The organism is Mycobacterium simulans (assembly GCF_900232995.1).
GTDB lineage: Bacteria > Actinomycetota > Actinomycetes > Mycobacteriales > Mycobacteriaceae > Mycobacterium > Mycobacterium simulans.
In genome coordinates, this window is record NZ_OCVX01000003.1 from 1269848 (window position 1) to 1285582 (window position 15735).

General features: G+C 65.4%; 13 protein-coding genes. 5 read left to right on the forward strand and 8 right to left on the reverse strand.

Going from position 1 to position 15735, the window contains the following annotated elements; translation table 11 throughout:
- The first annotated feature begins 130 nt into the window (after nucleotides 1–130).
- The 5 genes from mycP (at nucleotide 131) to MSIMFI_RS06495 (ending at nucleotide 7242) form a co-directional block, all read left to right on the forward strand.
- Nucleotides 131–1471, forward strand: a complete 1341-nt coding sequence (gene mycP, locus MSIMFI_RS06475; RefSeq protein WP_191496583.1) for a type VII secretion-associated serine protease mycosin — start codon at nucleotides 131–133, stop codon at nucleotides 1469–1471.
- Nucleotides 1468–2856, forward strand: coding sequence for a type VII secretion protein EccE (gene eccE / locus MSIMFI_RS06480; protein WP_191496584.1), 1389 nt, complete (start codon nucleotides 1468–1470; stop codon nucleotides 2854–2856). Before mycP ends, eccE begins: the two co-directional genes overlap by 4 nt.
- 74 nt (nucleotides 2857–2930) lie before the next feature.
- Complete coding sequence (locus MSIMFI_RS06485; protein WP_191496585.1) at nucleotides 2931–4316, forward strand: EspB family ESX-1 secretion system-associated protein; 1386 nt, start codon at nucleotides 2931–2933, stop codon at nucleotides 4314–4316.
- A gap of 11 nt (nucleotides 4317–4327) precedes the next feature.
- Entirely contained in the window at nucleotides 4328–4663 is a 336-nt protein-coding gene (locus MSIMFI_RS06490; protein WP_396820155.1) for a YbaB/EbfC family nucleoid-associated protein, read from the forward strand.
- Nucleotides 4664–4965: 302 nt separating this feature from the next.
- The gene (locus tag MSIMFI_RS06495) at nucleotides 4966–7242 is read left to right on the forward strand and encodes a DUF1542 domain-containing protein (protein ID WP_191496587.1); all 2277 of its coding nucleotides are present in this window, start codon (nucleotides 4966–4968) and stop codon (nucleotides 7240–7242) included.
- Nucleotides 7243–7404: 162 nt separating this feature from the next.
- On the opposite strand, the gene MSIMFI_RS06500 is transcribed toward MSIMFI_RS06495, so the two are convergent.
- The 8 genes from MSIMFI_RS06500 to eccCb form a co-directional block, all read right to left on the reverse strand.
- Nucleotides 7405–8190, reverse strand: coding sequence for a hypothetical protein (locus MSIMFI_RS06500; protein ID WP_191496588.1), 786 nt, complete (start codon nucleotides 8188–8190; stop codon nucleotides 7405–7407).
- 99 nt (nucleotides 8191–8289) lie between these two features.
- A complete protein-coding gene (gene eccD / locus MSIMFI_RS06505; RefSeq protein ID WP_191496589.1) occupies nucleotides 8290–9825 on the reverse strand; it encodes a type VII secretion integral membrane protein EccD in 1536 nt (511 codons plus the stop codon).
- Nucleotides 9822–11498, reverse strand: a complete 1677-nt coding sequence (locus MSIMFI_RS06510; protein WP_191496590.1) for a MinD/ParA family ATP-binding protein — start codon at nucleotides 11496–11498, stop codon at nucleotides 9822–9824. Before MSIMFI_RS06510 ends, eccD begins: the two co-directional genes overlap by 4 nt.
- A 114-nt stretch (nucleotides 11499–11612) precedes the next feature.
- Nucleotides 11613–11900: a type VII secretion system ESX-1 WXG100 family target ESAT-6 gene (gene esxA, locus MSIMFI_RS06515; RefSeq protein ID WP_186245384.1), complete on the reverse strand. Its 288-nt coding sequence runs from the start codon at nucleotides 11898–11900 to the stop codon at nucleotides 11613–11615.
- A 33-nt stretch (nucleotides 11901–11933) separates the two neighbouring features.
- Complete coding sequence (locus MSIMFI_RS06520) at nucleotides 11934–12236, reverse strand: WXG100 family type VII secretion target (RefSeq protein WP_085252510.1); 303 nt, start codon at nucleotides 12234–12236, stop codon at nucleotides 11934–11936.
- A gap of 88 nt (nucleotides 12237–12324) precedes the next feature.
- Nucleotides 12325–13431 (reverse strand): PPE family protein, encoded by a 1107-nt coding sequence (locus tag MSIMFI_RS06525; RefSeq protein ID WP_191496591.1) that lies wholly within the window; start codon nucleotides 13429–13431, stop codon nucleotides 12325–12327.
- Between the two features lie 39 nt (nucleotides 13432–13470).
- Nucleotides 13471–13767: a PE family protein gene (locus MSIMFI_RS06530; protein ID WP_191496592.1), complete on the reverse strand. Its 297-nt coding sequence runs from the start codon at nucleotides 13765–13767 to the stop codon at nucleotides 13471–13473.
- 135 nt (nucleotides 13768–13902) lie between these two features.
- Nucleotides 13903–15681: a type VII secretion protein EccCb gene (gene eccCb, locus MSIMFI_RS06535; RefSeq protein ID WP_191496593.1), complete on the reverse strand. Its 1779-nt coding sequence runs from the start codon at nucleotides 15679–15681 to the stop codon at nucleotides 13903–13905.
- Nucleotides 15682–15735: the final 54 nt, after the last annotated feature.

Consider the following 15735-nt stretch of genomic DNA (forward strand, 5'->3'; position numbering starts at 1 on the left):
CGGCGTACGCAGAACCGCGATCGATGCCCGGACGCACACTCGATTACTGGAGCTGCTCCGTTAACGCGTACGTTACGTCTAAACTGCACGCAGGGCAGCAACGCGGCGAAATGAACGGAGTGATTCGGGGGTGCACCGGATCTTGCTGATGACGCTGGCGCTCGCGTTGCTAACCGCGCCGCCCGCGTTGGCCATCACTCCACCGGCGATCGACCCGGGCGCGGTACCGCCCGATGTGACCGGACCGGACCAACCCACCGAGCAGCGAGTCCTGTGTTCGGCCCCCACAGTCCTGCCCGACTCCAGCTTTCACGATCCGCCGTGGAGCAACGCGTATCTGGGTGTGGCCGACGCCCACAAGTTCGCGACGGGGGCCGGAGTCACGGTGGCCGTGATCGACACCGGCGTCAACGCCTCACCGCGAGTCCCGGCCGAGCCGGGTGGCGATTTCGTCGATCAGGCCGGCAATGGGTTGTCCGACTGTGACGCCCACGGGACACTCACCGCTTCGATCATCGCCGGCCGGCCCGCGCCCACCGACGGGTTCATCGGCGTCGCGCCGGACGCGCGACTGCTGTCCTTGCGCCAGACGTCGGAGGCCTTCGAACCGGTCGGGACACAACCCAATCCGAATGACCCCAACGCCACACCGGCGGCCGGATCCATCCGTAGCCTTGCCCGCGCCGTTGTGCATGCCGCCAACCTCGGCGCGAATGTCATCAACATCAGCGAAGCCGCTTGCTACAAGGTGAGCAGGCCGATCGACGAGGCCACCCTGGGGGGCGCCATTAACTACGCCGTCAACGTCAAGGGCGCGGTGATCGTCGTCGCGGCCGGCAACACCGGTGGCGACTGCGCTCAGAATCCGCCGCCTGACGCGGCTGCACCCGACGACGCGCGTGGCTGGAACAAGGTGCAGACGGTGGTCACGCCGGCGTGGTATGCACCGTTGGTGCTGACCGTCGGCGGAACCGGACAAAACGGGGTGCCGAGCTCGTTCTCGATGCACGGGCCGTGGGTGGGCGTAGCGGCGCCCGCGGAGAACATCGTCGCGCTCGGCGACCGCGGCGACCCGGTGAACGCGTTGCAGGGCAAGGAGGGTCCGGTCCCCATCGCCGGCACCTCGTTTGCCGCGGCATACGTCTCGGGTTTAGCGGCATTGCTGCGGCAGCGGTTTCCTGATCTGACCCCGGCGCAGATCATGAACCGAATCACCGCCACCGCGCGTCACCCTGGGGGAGGGGTCGACAACCTCGTAGGCGCCGGCGTCATCAACACTCTCGCGGCGCTGACTTGGGACATTCCGCCTGGCCCCGCATCGGCCCCCTATAACGTCCGGCGAATTCCGCCTCCAGTCATAGCGCCGGGCCCCGACCGTGGACCGATCACGGCTGTGGCGCTGGCCGTCGTCGGCCTGGTACTGGCCCTCGGCTTGGGCTCGCTGACCGCACGGGCCATGAGACGCCGATGAGGAACCCAATACGGCTACGGTTCAGCACCGGGCACACATTGATCGCCGCGGCGCTGGGCCCACCCGTCGTCATGCTGTTTTTGTCCACGCGTTATTGGTGGGCGGGCGTAGCGATAGCGTCGGCGGGCGCCGTCGTTGCTTTCGTCACCTTCTACGGGCGGCGGGTGACGGGTTGGGTGGCAACGGTCTACGCGTGGCTTCGTCGGCGCCGCAAGCCGCCGGACGTCCCATCCGAGCCCGTCGTCGGTGCCACCGTGAAGCCGGGGGATCACGTTGCGGTGCGTTGGCGAGGGAAGTACCTGATCGCCGTCATCGAACTCAACCCCCGTCCGTTCACGCCAACGGTCATTGTCGACGGGCAAGCCCACACCGACGATGTGTTGGACACCCGACTGTTGCAGGAATTGCTGTCGGTGCACTGTCCCGACTTGGAAGCCGATGTCGTGTCGGCCGGCTACCGCGTAGGCAGGACGGCATCACCCGATGTGGCCGGCCTGTACCAGCAGGTGATTGGTGCGGACCCCGCTCCGGCGAACCGCCGGACCTGGATCATGCTGCGTGCTGATCCGGAACGCACCCGCAAGTCGGCGCAACGGCGCGACGAAGGCGTCGCCGGGCTGGCCAGGTACCTGGTGGCCTCGGCGACACGCATCGCCGACAACCTGGCCAGCAATGGTGTCGACGCGGTGTGCGGACGCAGCTTCGACGATTACGACCACGCCACCGATATCGGCTTCGAACGAGAGAAGTGGTCACTGATCAAGGGTCGCGACTCCTACACCGCGGCCTACACCGCCCCCGGCGGCCCGGACTTGTGGTGGTCGGCGCGAGCCGATCACACCATCACCAGGGTCCGCATCGCTCCCGGGATGCCGCCGCAGACCACGGTGCTGTTGACCACAGTGGATAAGCCCAAGACACCGCGAGGCTTCTCTCGCTTGTTCGGTGGCCAACGGCCCGCGTTGACGGGCCAGAACCTCGTTGCCAACCGGCACTGCCAGCTGCCGATCGGGTCCGCGGGTGTGTTGGTCGGTGAGACGGTCAACCGGTGTCCGGTCTATATGCCGTTCGACGACGTCGACGCGAGCATCAACCTGGCCGACGCCCAGACATTCACGCAGTTCACCGTGCGGGCCGCGGCCGCGGGCGCGATCGTCACCGTGGCACCGCCGTTCGCGGATTTTGCCAGGTTGATCGGCGCACAAGTCGGGCCGGTGGCCAAGGTGGTGTGGCCGCATGCGACGACCTATCTCGGCCCGCACCCCGGGATCGACCGCGTGATTCTGCGGCACAACCTGATCGGCACGCCGCGGCACCGCGAGTTGCCGATCCGTCGGGTTTCCCCTCCTGAGGAGAGCCGCTTTCAGATGGCGCTGCCGAAGTAGTCCGAAATTTTTGGTGCATGGACCGCCGGCTCCAGCGACGATAATGGCTGTAGCACTTAGGAGGATGATTCGAGATGTCTCAGCCGCAGACGCTGACGGTGGATCAGCAGGAAATCTTGGCGAGGGCCAACGAGGTGGAGGCCCCGATGGCCGAGCCGCCCACTAATGTCCCCGCCGCGCCGTGCACCCTCACGGCCGCACAGAATGCCGCCGAACAGCTCGACCTTTCAGCCGAGAACATGCGGACCTTCCTTGCGGCGGGCCATCGGGAACGCCAGCGCCTGGCGACGTCGCTGCGCAACGCGGCCAAGGCCTACGGCGAGGTTGACGACGAGTCTGCGACCGCCCTGAACAGCGACGGCAACGGCAATGTGGAGGCCGAATCGGCGGGGGGTGCCGGGGGCGACAGCTCGGCGGGGCTACAGGACACGCCACAGGTGGCGGCAGCTGGCGATCCCGGCTTCACGGATCTCAAAACCGCGGCAACGAAAATCGGCTCCGGCGACCAAGGCGTATCGCTGTCCAACTTTGCGGATGCCTGGACCAAGCTCAATTTTGCGTTGCAGCGCGATGTCAAACGTTTCCGACCGTTCGACAACTGGCAAGGCGATGCGGCGACGGCTTGTGAGGCTTCCCTCGATCAACAACGTGAGTGGATTGTCTACATGGCACAATTGGCTGCTGCATTGGCGAAGCAGGCCAATTACATTGCGCAGCTACAATACTGGGCGCGGACGAACCATCCCACGCTGGCCGACATCGAATCCCTCGAACAGGACATGAAAGACCCGAATAAGAAGTCGGCCGCAATGAAGGTCTATGCGGAATATCAGTCGAAGTCGGAACAGGTGCTCAAGGAGTACAACGACAAGGCGAACCTGGAAGCGATCAATCCGAAGAAGCCTCCCGCCGCCATCAAGATCGACCCGCCACCGCCTGCCCAGCCGCAGGGTTTGATCCCGAGCTTCCTGATGCCGCCAGGTGACGGTTCCGGCGGCGGTACCGGCGGCATGCCGCCCATGGCACCGATGGCTCCGACCGCAGGCGCGGGCGGCGGCATGCCGCCCAGCACCGCGGCCGAACTGACGGCAGCTGGGCGCGAGGCGGCGGCGAGCCTGCCGAGCGACGTGTCGGTCAAAGCGGCATCGCTCGGCGGCGGTGGTGGTGGCGGCGGTATGCCGTCGATGCCGCTGGCGCCGGCTACCGGCATTGATGGCGAATCCGTACGGCCCGCTGCCGCTGGTGACCTCGGCGGCGCAGCCGCGGGCAGGACAGCCTCCGGCAGCGGCATGGCCGGCGGTGGCATGGGAATGCCGATGGGCGCTCATGGCCAGGGCCAGGGAGGCTCCAAATCCAAAGGCGCCCAGCAGGACGACGAGGCGCTCTACACCGAGGACCGGGCGTGGACCGAGGCCGTCATCGGTAACCGCCGCCGTCAAGACAGCAAGGAGTCGAAGTGACCAGCTTTGAAATGGACCCGCACGTCGCCCAGGCGCTAGCACTGGCGGCACGGTTTCAGTCGGCTCTCGACGGGACCCTGAACCAAATGAACACCGGATCTTTCCGTGGCGCTGACGCCGCTGAGACCGTCGAAGGGACGATCAACGGCCACCAGTGGCTCACCGGTATTCGCATCAAAGACGGCCTGCTGAAGGAGATAGGGGCAGAGGCGGTCGGTGCGCGAGTCAATGAGGCGCTGATGAACGCACAGTCCACCGCGAGTGCGTACAACGATGCCGCAGGGCAGCAACTGACCGCGGCGCTTGAGGCCATGTCTCAGGCGGCGGCAAACAACCGGCTGATCTGAGCGGGCTCGCGCGGCCGTCGTTTTGGACCGTTTTCACAAGCGGCGATAGCTGCGTGCCGAGCGCGCATGCGGGCGCATCGAGAGGACGTCCGCGGCCTCGGCGCGCCCTGTCATGTGGCCGGTTCTGATCGCCAAATTGCCGCAGCTAGCAGGTCTTAACCTCGGTTAGGCTTGTTAACCATGACGTCCGGTACCACTGAGCGGTCGACGCCACACACGACCCCGATCGGGCGCTGCAGAGCGGGTAGCTACCCGACAGGTCCCGTCGATGCGGCCTGGCTGTTGTTGGAAGGAAAGTAGCAATGGGCATTCCAAGGCCGACGGGTGAGTATGCCGGTCAGATGCTCGAGCCAGGCGGATGGCCGGAAACCGACGAGGACACGTTCTACGACCGGGCGCGGGAATACAACCAGGTTCTGCGCAAGGTCACCGACGTGATGGACGCCACCCGTCACCAACAGGTGGAAGTCTTCGAGGGTGGGGTCTGGTCGGGCGGTGCCGCTACTGCCGCCAATGGTGCACTCGGTGCAAATCTCAATGAAATGAGCACGCTGCAGGATTATCTGGCCACCGTTATTACCTGGCACCGGCATATCGCCGGATTGATCGTGCAAGCCAAATCGGAAATCGGCAACAATGTCGACGGCGCGCAGCGGGAAATAAACGTTTTGGAAAATGACCCCGACCTGGACGCCGAGGAGCGGCAAGCCGCTATTAATTCCTTGGTCCGCGCGACCCATCAGGCCAATACGAGCCTGGTCGCCGAAACCGCTGAACAAGTTCTGGCGTCCAAAGACTGGAAACCGCCACACAACGCGCTTGCGGATCTGCTGCACCAGGTAACACCACCTACCCCGGAAATTCCGACGCTGGTGGTACCCACACCGGACACGCCGTCCCCAGCCTTTCCGACCCCGAGGCCTTTCGAACCAACGCCGGCCAACCCGATCACGCCGATCAACCCGACGCCGGTCACACCGGTGAACCCGAGGCCGGTCACACCGGTGAACCCCAACCCGGTGACACCGATTACCCCCGGTCGTCCGGTTACGCCGGTCACGCCGGTCAACCCGGTGACGCCGGTCAACCCGGTGACGCCGGTGAAACCGGTTACCCCGGGCGGCCCGGTTACCCCGATCACGCCGATAAAGCCAACTCCGACGCCGGCAGAGCCGGTCACGCCAACCCCGGTCCCACCGGTGACACCGGTCAACCCGGCGCCGGCGCCAGCTCCCGCGCCGGTCAACCCGGCGCCGGCTCCGGTCACACCGGCACCCGAACCTGCCCCGGCGCCAGCTCCGGTGGGGCCGTCGCCAGATCAGCCGTCAACGCCGTCGACGCCGAGTTCCCCGGGGACCGAGCCGGCGCATGTGAAGCCGGCGGCGGCAACGGAGGCACCGGCGGCGCCCAGTCATCACGGGGCCCCGGGCTCGGGGCCCACGCGGGACGACTCATCCGCGGCGGTGGCTCCAGCCGCAGCCGGAGGCATGCCGGCAGGCGCGCCGCGGATGTCGGTCGGATCGGTCGGGGCGACCGGGTCGGCGAGCCCGAGCGCGGGGACGGCTGCGGCCTCCGGCGCCGGGTCGCGCGCCGCAGGTGGGCGGGCGCCGGTGGGTCCCTCGGGCAAGGCACCGGCAACAGTGACTCCCCGGGCGGCGTCGGCACGTACCTCGCCTCCCCCGGCGCGTCCGGCGCCGCCGCCCGAGCGCGGCGACGATAAGGAGAAGGAACGAGCCGAGTCGATCGATTCCGTGACGCCGTCGCCGTCGGTCCCGGTGTCGGCGGCGCGAGCGGCGCGTGATGCCGTTGCCGCAGCCTCTCGGCGAAGCGGCAAGGATGATCCGCTGCGGTTGGCGCGACGTATCGCTGCCGCGCTGAATGCGCCAGACATTTGCCATGACGACGACTACGGGTTCTTCTGGATCACCGCGGTGACCACCGATGGCGAGATCGTGGTTGCCAACAGCTATGGGCTGGCCTACCTACCCGACGACGTGGAGTTGCCGAACAAGGTATACATGGCCAGCGGGGATCGCACGATGCCGGCCGACGAAAAGGCGCGGACGGCCACCTATCCGATATTGGCCGTGCAGGGCTGGGCGGCCTACCACGACCTCAAGTTGAGGGCGGTGATCGGGACGGCGGAGCAGCTGGCGAATTCCGATCCGGGCGCAGCCAAGATCGTGCTCGAGGCCGACGACATCCCGGAGAGCGGGAAGATGACCGGCCGGTCAAGGCTGGAGGTTGTCGATCCCTCGGCAGCGGCGCAGCTGGCAGACACCGATGATCTGCGGTTGCTCGACCTGTTGCCGCCGGCGCCGGCTGCTGAGAATCCGCCGGACGACGAGCGACACATGTTGTGGTTCGACCTGATGAAACCCATGACCAGCACCGCTACCGGTCGCGAGGTCGCACACCTGCGGGCCTTCCACGCCTATGCCGCGCACTCGCAAGAACTCGCCCTGCACCAGGCGCACGGCGCAGCTGACCCGGAGGCTCAGCGTCCCGCGATCGCCGACTGGATGTACTGGCGATACGTCGCGGGACTGCTCAACAGCGCTCTGACCGAGGCGCCCTGAGTGCGGGCGGCTTGACTGTGAATCCTGGGCCGTGAGCGGGAATTCTGGGTGCGAAAGGCGGCCCGATCCCGTCCGGCACGCACATTGAAAGCCCTGAATTCACAGTCGATCTCGAGGACTGGGGTCCATACTACTGAGCCGTGAGCATGTCGCTCACGGCTCTTAGATCGGTGCTGCGACCGAACTTGCCGACCCAGAACCACTGCCTGCGCCGGCGGGACCCGCAAGGGGAACACTTCCCAACATTTCGCCGCTGGCCGCCGCGGCCTCGACACGCGCCTCGCCCTCGGCCAGCGCCTCGTCCTCGTCGTCCTGCTGCTCTTCATCGGCCGGCTTGGTGTCGCTGACGAGCTCCGCCGGCGCTGCACCGCCCTGCGAGCCTTGCTGGCCGGCCTGCTGCGCGCTCTGACTGATGGTCTGCACCATGGGCGACATCTGCTGGCCCATCTGGGCGGCTTGTGGGGCCAGCTGAACCACCTGCGGCACCGTCGCAGCAACGCGCGGCGACAGCTCAGCGACCTGCTGGCTCACCGCCTGGCCGACTTGCGATGCCACGCCTCCCGGGGTGCCCAGCAGTTGTGCGGCTGGCGCACCCAACGCTTGGGCGGCGTTGGCTGCGAGGCCTCCCGCGGCGCTGGCTCCGAGCGTTTGGCCGGCCGACTCGAAGCCGTACTGCTTCAATGCCTCGCCCAGCGATTGGTCGGCTTTCGTATAGATGTCAGCCGCCGTGGACATGCTGGTCGCCGTCCGCTTTAGCGCAGCTGTGACGCCGGGCAACCCGTCGGACACCAGCGATTCAATGCCCGGCATCGTCTCGTTGATAGCTGCGGACACCGAATCCGTTCCAGTCGCTGTGATCGGGGCTGGAGCCGTCGGAAAGGCAAGATCGGCGAGCTTGCTCCCTGCCGCAATTAGGCGAGCGGGATCGACGGCCAGTGGTTCAGCCATCGCAAGATCCCTTCTGTACGTTACCCATCGAGCAAATTTTACCCGAGGTGACGGAACCCCAATTGCGGCAATTTTCTCGCGGTGAGGGGCGTCGGCAGGTCAGAATCGGATATTCCGGACCATGTCGTAGACACCGGTGATCCATAACAGCAGCGGAATAATCGAAGCGACCATAGCGCCGTCGACCAATTCCAGAAGCCGCTTCATCACCGGCGAAACGCGGCGCACCTGCGCCATCGCTCCGATGATCACCAGTGCAACCACGGCCACCCCAAGGTAGATGGACAGCATCATCCATGCGTACTGCGGGTACCAGAAGGTGAGCTTGGCTGTCAGACCCGTCGGAATGACGACCGCCGCTGCCAGCAAGGCCCATGCGCACCAACGTTCGGCGTAGAGCCGGGAGCGGAACCCGCAGATCACTGCGATCAGGCATGCCACCACCAAGCTGTGGATGAAGAAGTGGCCGCGTACCACCACGGCGATCGCACCGGCAGCCAGAATTAGCGTGCCGGCCGTCACGTACCCGATCAGCAGCTGCTTAGCCAGCTTGCTACGTTCGGTGAGGCGCGCCGCGGACGCCGGGACCGACGCGATAATGGCCTGCCAAGTCGGCGTCTCGTCGCTAGTGGCCTGGTCGGCCGCGACGGGATCCAGCAATTCCTCGTTGTCCACGGTTTCCCCCGGAACAGGAATCGGTGGCAAGGCGATCCGCGCTACGGCGACGGTCAGCTTGGCTGCATTCGTCACGATGAACAGACCGAATGCGATCGCCCCGGCCGGTACCCAGTGTTGGTATCCGTAGCCATAGGCAATCGCGGAAATTATGGCCGCGATGATCGCGATCACGACAAACGATGCCAGCTCATGACGCTTGCGAGGGCCGCCGCGTATTACCAGAGTTAACAGCAATACAGCGGTGGCGGCGGCGGCAAGCTGCGGCGCTCCCAACGAACTGACGTCGCGCGGTAGCGGGGTTGCCATTGCCGCCGCGGCGGCGATGAGTGGATATCCCGCCAGTAACAGACATTCGGAAAGATGCGAATTCTGGTAGAACCGTTTAGCCACGAAGCTGCCAACCAGTCCCGCGATTCCCGCGAGGCCTACCGCCAGTGGCCAGAACAGACTGCGCCCGGTCGTCCACCACGCCCACATCGCAACAGCGGTGATCGGCACGGTGAAGAAGGGGATCGCCACGGCGATAAAGCGATTCAGCGCCGCGCGATCGAACTCCGGCGATTCGTCGAGCACCGCGATCGCGTCGATGACGTCCTCGACCAGCGGTCGATATCGCTCAGTCCGGCTTGTCGATACCAGGGTCAGCAACGAACCGTCGACAACTCCGGCGTCGTCGAGTGATTGATCGAGCTTCAGGGGTGGCGATCCGGGCCGCGCGAATGTCCACACGCCCTGGGTGGCGAAGTCGAAGCCGGCGAGGATATCCACCGGGGTGTCTTCCAGTAGGTCGGCGAGCACCGCGACGGTCTCGTCGATGTAAGTCTCCATCGGCGCCGCCGCTGGCAGCACCAAGTCGGTCATCCGCTTACCGGTGAGGATCGTGACCCGAGTGGTTGCAGGTCTCGCGGGAGTTGTCCCCGCGGCGGTCGAGCCGGTAGCAACAGCAGGTGCGCTCAACGACGTCCAGCCCTTTCAAAATCGTCGGATAGAGCCGCGGCCAGCTCGAGCACCCGTCGTTTGTACAAGGGGTCGAGCAGGTCAAGCTGAATTTCGGTTCCGGCCGCAATGTGCTTGTCCCATGGCAACAGGACCACCCGGCCTGGTTGAACCTGACGTTGGAACTGTCGCACCAACTGTTTCTCCGCAATGTTGGTTTCTCCGAGTGCGACATGGTTGATCACCACACAGGCGCGGTTCAGCAGATCCTGATAGCCGTTGTTACGCAACCAGTCCAGCGCGATCTCGGCTTGCCGGGCGCTGTCGACCGACACGTTGGTCACGATCACTATCGCGGACGCCGTTTCGAGCACGCCGAGTGTCACCGGGTCGAACAGGCCAGCCCCGCAGTCGGCTAAGACGAGGTTGTAGAACTTCGACACGGTATTTACTGTGCGACGCATGTCCTCGCCGCTGAGCCCGCGCTTCGCGGCGGTGTACTCGGCTGCGGGCAATATCTCGAGATTGGCCGAATTTACACTGGTGTGTGCGCGGATGTCGTTGTAGTGCGATAACTCCTTGTCCGCCAACAGATCCGCGATAGACGAAGGCGAAGAGCGGCCGGTGCGTTCGGCGAGGTTTCCGGCACCCGGATCCGCGTCGAGCACCAGGATCCGGTCGCCCCGCACCTGCGCGAGTGTAGTGCCCAAAGTGACTGTCGTAGTGGTCTTTCCAGCGCCGCCTTTGAGACCCAAAATTCCGATCTGATAGGAACCACGAGGCCTTCTGGCGATCCGCGTATGCAGGTCCAGTTCGTACTTCTCGTCGCGCGACAGGCCGAAGTTGATTCGAGTCAACGTGTGGACCCAACGCCGCCAACCCCGCTTCGACACCAACTTGGCGGGCCGCTTGGTCGCCGGCGGCGGGCCTACCGGGGCGGGCGCGACCGGGGCTTGCGCCGAAATGCTGGCGGGCGGTGGCTGGGTTGGCGGCATGATCGGAGCGCGAGCCGCGGCGGCTTCCTCGGCGCGCCGTCTGGCACGGCGACCGACTATGAGATCGGGTGCCGAGTCGCCGGGAGGTATCGGCGCAGCACGCATGGGCTCGCCGGGCGGGGCGAGGTTGGGGTCACTTTGTTGCAACCAGGCGAACGAGGGAGCCGGTGCGCTGGGCGCCGAAGCGGCTGCATCGTCGTCGGTTTCGTCGCGATAACGATGACGGCGCGGGCGTCGCTGTTCTTGCGGAGGCTCGGGTACGGGTTCAGGTGGGTGCGCTGAGGGTTGCGAGGGCCCGCCGATCCGGACGCGGCGCGGTAACGGTCCAGGCGGCGCCGGCGGCGTTTGCGGCGATCCGTTCGATGGCGCCGGTGGCGGTGGTGGGTTGGGCGGTTTGGGTCCTGCTGCGGCGGGCCCGGCGGTTGCCGTTGCGGCGGACGGCCATTCGGGTGGCGCCGGCGGCGGTTCGGGTGGCGCCGGCGGCGGTTCGGGTGGCGCCGGCGGAGGCTCTACGGGGGACGTCGGTGGATTAGCCGCGGTCGGCGGAACGGGTTGCGACCAGTCGATCGGCGGCGGAATCTCGCCATTGGGCTTAGCGGGTGGCGGATACGAATAACCCGCGTCGAAATCCTGCTCCGCATCCTCCGGAAGCTCCGCACCCTCGGTTGGCCGAAAGAGTTTGTCGTAATCGGCCGGCATCAGAACCTCTCCGACGTGCGTCAATAGAACAAAGCACGAGAAGGGGCGAGATCCCCGAGGGGTCGAACTCGCCCGATCTCGTGCTTCGGTATTCTACGCGAACGCCGGATCGGCTTATGCGAACAGCCCGGTGACGTTGCCTTCGGTCGATTGCATTGCCTGACCAGCCTCGCTGATGGTGCGAGCCAGGTTCTGCAGCGCGTTGTTCAGCTCCTGAGCGGTGGCATCCCACTTCTGCTGAACGCCCTGGTAGGCCTCCGAACCGCTACCGCCCCAGGCCGCCGCGAGCTTGGTCAGGGACTGCTTCCCCTCGTCGAGAAGAGAATGAATGCTCGTGACATTTCCCTGAATTGAGCTCGATGCGGCTTCAATGCCCGCGAAATTCCACTGCTGCTCTGTCATGTTTTTGCTCCGTTTCTTTTGGTATGTGGGGAATTAGAAGCCCATTTGCGAGGACAGCGCCTGCTGCTGCTCCTCGTCGGCCTTCGAGTACTGGACGCCGGCCTGACGGATATTCGTCGAGATCTCGTCGAGTTCCGCCTTTTGCTTGTTGGCCGCCTCTTGGAAGCGCACCACCGCGGCCTGGGCCGCCTGACCTGCCGCGCCCTGCCACTGACTTTGCAGCGTCGCCGCGGTCGACTCGACCTGGTCGATCTGGGTCTTCAGGTCGCCCGAGATCCGCTCGAAGTTACCTGCCTCCTGCGCGAGGGTAGCGGCATCGGTCTTCATCTCTGCCATGCTGGACTACTTTCTCTCTTTCTATTCCTCGCCAAATTCTGGCAAGTCTTCCGGCCCCGGTGGCCGGGAAGTCTGTTGTTGTGGGCGCTCACCAGTCGTCGTCGTCGTCCCACTCTTCTTCCTCGTGTTCGTCGCGCTCCTGGACGAGCGGCGTCGGCGCCGCCAGCCCTGGTCTGGATGAACCGCCAGAGCCCGCGCCCTGGCCCATTGCGCCGGCACCCACTGGGGCGGCGCCGCCCGTTGCCGACGACCCGGCAGCTGCCGCCGGCATTACCGCAGCAGTGGCAGGCTTGTCGATGAGCCCGGTCATCAGCGGCGTTCGGGCCAGCGTCCCGCCGGCGCCCGGCAGGGCTTCCCCGCGCAGTAGTCCCGCGCCGGTGCTGGGGCCCGAGCCGCCCGCCAACGGATGGTTGGACAGCGGACTCGTGCCGAGCAGACCCATCTGGGCGCCCTCGTCCTCGCCCACCCCGCTGCCGGGACCGCTTGCGCTGCTGCCCATTTGGCTGAACATCGAGGTCGCCTGCTGCATCGGCTGAGTCAGCTGCTGCATTGGGCCGCTCATCTCCGCGACTTGCCCAGCCGTCGCCTGGAGTTGGTCTGTGGGAACGCCGGTGACCCGGGACGTCATCCCCAGGATCGGGTTCGACGACATGCTCTGGCTTGTCCCTGGATCCAGGATGGACGCCATCGGTTCAAGCTTTTCGAACAGCGTGTTGGCCAGGGTCTCGGCCTGGTACACGTCCATCGCTACTGCGGCCTGGGTCCACATGCGGATGAAATAGTCCATCTCGTTGAACGCGATCGGGACGGTGTTGATACCGAAGAAGTTGGTCGCCACCAGGACCGCGGTGGTGATGTGATTGGCTGCGATCTCGGCCAGAGACGGAGTCGTCTCCATCGCTTGTGTGTAAGCGGCGGCCTGCGCCGTTGCCTGCATTCCGCGTGTCTTGGCCTGCGTCGACGCGGTCTGCAACCAGGTCACCATCGGTAGTGCGGCGGCAATCGCCTTATCGCTGCTTCCTCCGGTCCACGCCTCGCCCAGAGAGTTCAGGCGGGCTGTCAGCTCGACGGCTTGAGCGTCGAGGGCCGCCGCCAGTGCCGCCCAACCGGTGGCTGCGGCCAGCATCGGGGCCGGACCCGCGCCGGCCATTAGCCGTGCGGTGTTGAGCTCCGGCGGCATTGCGTGCCACAGCATGGTGATCGCTCCCCTGCGGTGTGTCGGATGGGTGGACTGCTAGACGATGACTGCGGCAGCGCAGTCGTCGACTTCGGAATAGGTGCGGGCAATCTGGTGGACCACTTCGCCGGCCCGGTACAGCTCGTGTTGAGCCGAGGAGTTCGAAGCCAGCGCCTGGACGCCGTCGGATGCGAACGCCGTCGCCGCCTGCGCCGAGACCTCGTCGGCCCCTGCGGGGACCAGTCCCGTCACCGACGTCAACGCCGCGGCGCCGGCCTCGGCACCACCGAGCGCGTTTTCGCTCAGTTGGGTGCCGATGTCGGCAGCGGCCGCATCGTATGACATTTCGTCCATTTGCTTACTTGTTCTCCTTTTATTTATGTCCCGGACACAAACCGCTCGGTCATAGCCGGAAACAACTGCCGGACAGTGCTTCCGGGGCTCAATTCGCTGAGCTTCCGGGCTCTGCGCCGGTGCGATGAAATAATCCTAACCGGGGGTTGGGGGTGCTGCGAACACTTCTTCTGGAGGCTCTATGTAAGGGGCTTGGATGACCTCCTTGCCGTCCGGTGAGACCAAAAACGCCTGGCCAGGAGGCCGCCGCTTGACCTTGAACTCGCTGGATGGGAATTCCTGCTTCTCGCCGGAAAGGAACATTGTCGGAGCGCCGGACCCGAATGCTGCGCCGACGAACTTGTCCATCGTCGCCTTGTACGCCTGGCTCATCTGACAGGTCACAATGATGTGCAACCCGATATCTGGCGCGGCCGGTAATAGCGGCGCCAGCGCCGCCATTGGTGGCATCCCACCGGCCGCGCCGACAATCATGTGCCAATCGTCGACCAGGAGCACAATGTCGAATCCGCTCCACCAAGAACGCGAGCGCAGTTGTGCCGTCGTGAGGTCGGTCGGCGGCAACCGCTTCTTCAAGTTGACAGCCAGCGCTTGGATGGCCTCGTCCAGACTGGCACTGTTGCGGTTGATCGCGCCGGCGGCGAGCAGGTGGGTGTCGGGCACCGCATCGAGCAAGCCCGAGCGGTAGTCGGCGAGCATGAACCGCACCTGGTCGGGACTATTGCGGGCACAGATCGCACGCGCGATTGCGTGGGCGATGGTCGTTTTCCCCGACTTGGCCGCACCGAATATCAACAGGTGCGGATTGGAATGCATGTGGCTGTAGGCCGGGGTCATGTCCGTCTCGCGCAGTCCGATCGGGATCTCCCACCGGGTGCGGTAGTCGGATTCGGGGCCCGGAGGGCTCGGGTCGAGTTCGTACAAGTGGATGCGATCCGGCAGCACCCGGACCGGCGGCGCCTTCTCGGTGTGCTGAGCCGCGATCTGGGTCACTCCCGCAGTGATCGCCTCCACCAGGTTCTCGGTGCTGTGCACGCTGTCAAACCTGGGCACACCAATCATCAAGTGGTGCTTCTCCATTGACACCGCGCGACCCGGACGATTCGCCGGAATCTCGCGAGTAATGCGGTCGATCTGGGTTTCGTTGACGTCGCCGAGCCGGAACTCGATCTTGGTGCCGAGATAGTCGCGCACCCGCGACTTCAGTTCCGTCCAACGCGGCGTGGCGATGATGACGTGAACGCCGAACGCGAGCCCCTGAGTCGCCAGATCCTGGACTTGTGCTTCGAGGTCGGGGAACTCACCGACAAAGCCTGGCCACCCGTCGATGATCAGAAACACGTCGCCGTATGGATCGGCCGCTACGGGTTGGTTGGGATCCTCGCGCAGCTGCCGATACATCGCCATCGACCCCACCCGGTGTTCCTTGAATATCGTTTCTCTTTGCCGCATAACGGCTTGCATCTCGGCGATCACGCGGTTGACCTTGTCGGGCTCCGACCGGTTGGCCACCCCGCCGACGTGCGGCAGGTGTTCCAGATAGATCAGACCGCCGCCACCGAGGTCGATGCAGTAGAACTGCACATTGCGCGGTGAGTGCGTGGCGGCGGCCGACATGACCATTGTTTGCAGCAGTGTCGACTTACCGGTCTGCGGTGCTCCGCCGATTCCGATGTTGCCGCCCGCCCCGGAAACGTCGACGCCCCATGTCTCCTGGAGATGCCGACGCGGCTCATCCATGATCCCCAGCGCAAATCGCAATGGTTTTCGCAGCGTGTCGCGCGCGACCAGCTGATCGAGTGGCGTCGGATTGGTCAGCGGCGGCAGCCACATCTTGTATGCACGCGATTCAGCCGTGCTGAGCTGGTCCAGTACCACCTCGCGCAGTGCGCGTGTCTCCTGCGCAGAAGTCATTGGCGCCGCTCCTCCTTATCGCTTCGGTCTGCATCGTCGCCGGCGCGGGTCATC

Coding starts and splice junctions, on each gene's coding strand:
- MSIMFI_RS06520 (WP_085252510.1), bottom strand. CDS start 12,236: ATGGCAGAGATGAAGACCGATGCCGCTACCCTCGCGCAGGAGGCAGGT.
- MSIMFI_RS06525 (WP_191496591.1), bottom strand. CDS start 13,431: ATGCTGTGGCACGCAATGCCGCCGGAGCTCAACACCGCACGGCTAATG.
- MSIMFI_RS06485 (WP_191496585.1), top strand. CDS start 2,931: ATGTCTCAGCCGCAGACGCTGACGGTGGATCAGCAGGAAATCTTGGCG.
- MSIMFI_RS06495 (WP_191496587.1), top strand. CDS start 4,966: ATGGGCATTCCAAGGCCGACGGGTGAGTATGCCGGTCAGATGCTCGAG.
- MSIMFI_RS06500 (WP_191496588.1), bottom strand. CDS start 8,190: ATGGCTGAACCACTGGCCGTCGATCCCGCTCGCCTAATTGCGGCAGGG.
- MSIMFI_RS06510 (WP_191496590.1), bottom strand. CDS start 11,498: ATGCCGGCCGATTACGACAAACTCTTTCGGCCAACCGAGGGTGCGGAG.
- MSIMFI_RS06530 (WP_191496592.1), bottom strand. CDS start 13,767: ATGGACGAAATGTCATACGATGCGGCCGCTGCCGACATCGGCACCCAA.
- eccE (WP_191496584.1), top strand. CDS start 1,468: ATGAGGAACCCAATACGGCTACGGTTCAGCACCGGGCACACATTGATC.
- eccCb (WP_191496593.1), bottom strand. CDS start 15,681: ATGACTTCTGCGCAGGAGACACGCGCACTGCGCGAGGTGGTACTGGAC.
- MSIMFI_RS06490 (WP_396820155.1), top strand. CDS start 4,328: ATGGACCCGCACGTCGCCCAGGCGCTAGCACTGGCGGCACGGTTTCAG.
- esxA (WP_186245384.1), bottom strand. CDS start 11,900: ATGACAGAGCAGCAGTGGAATTTCGCGGGCATTGAAGCCGCATCGAGC.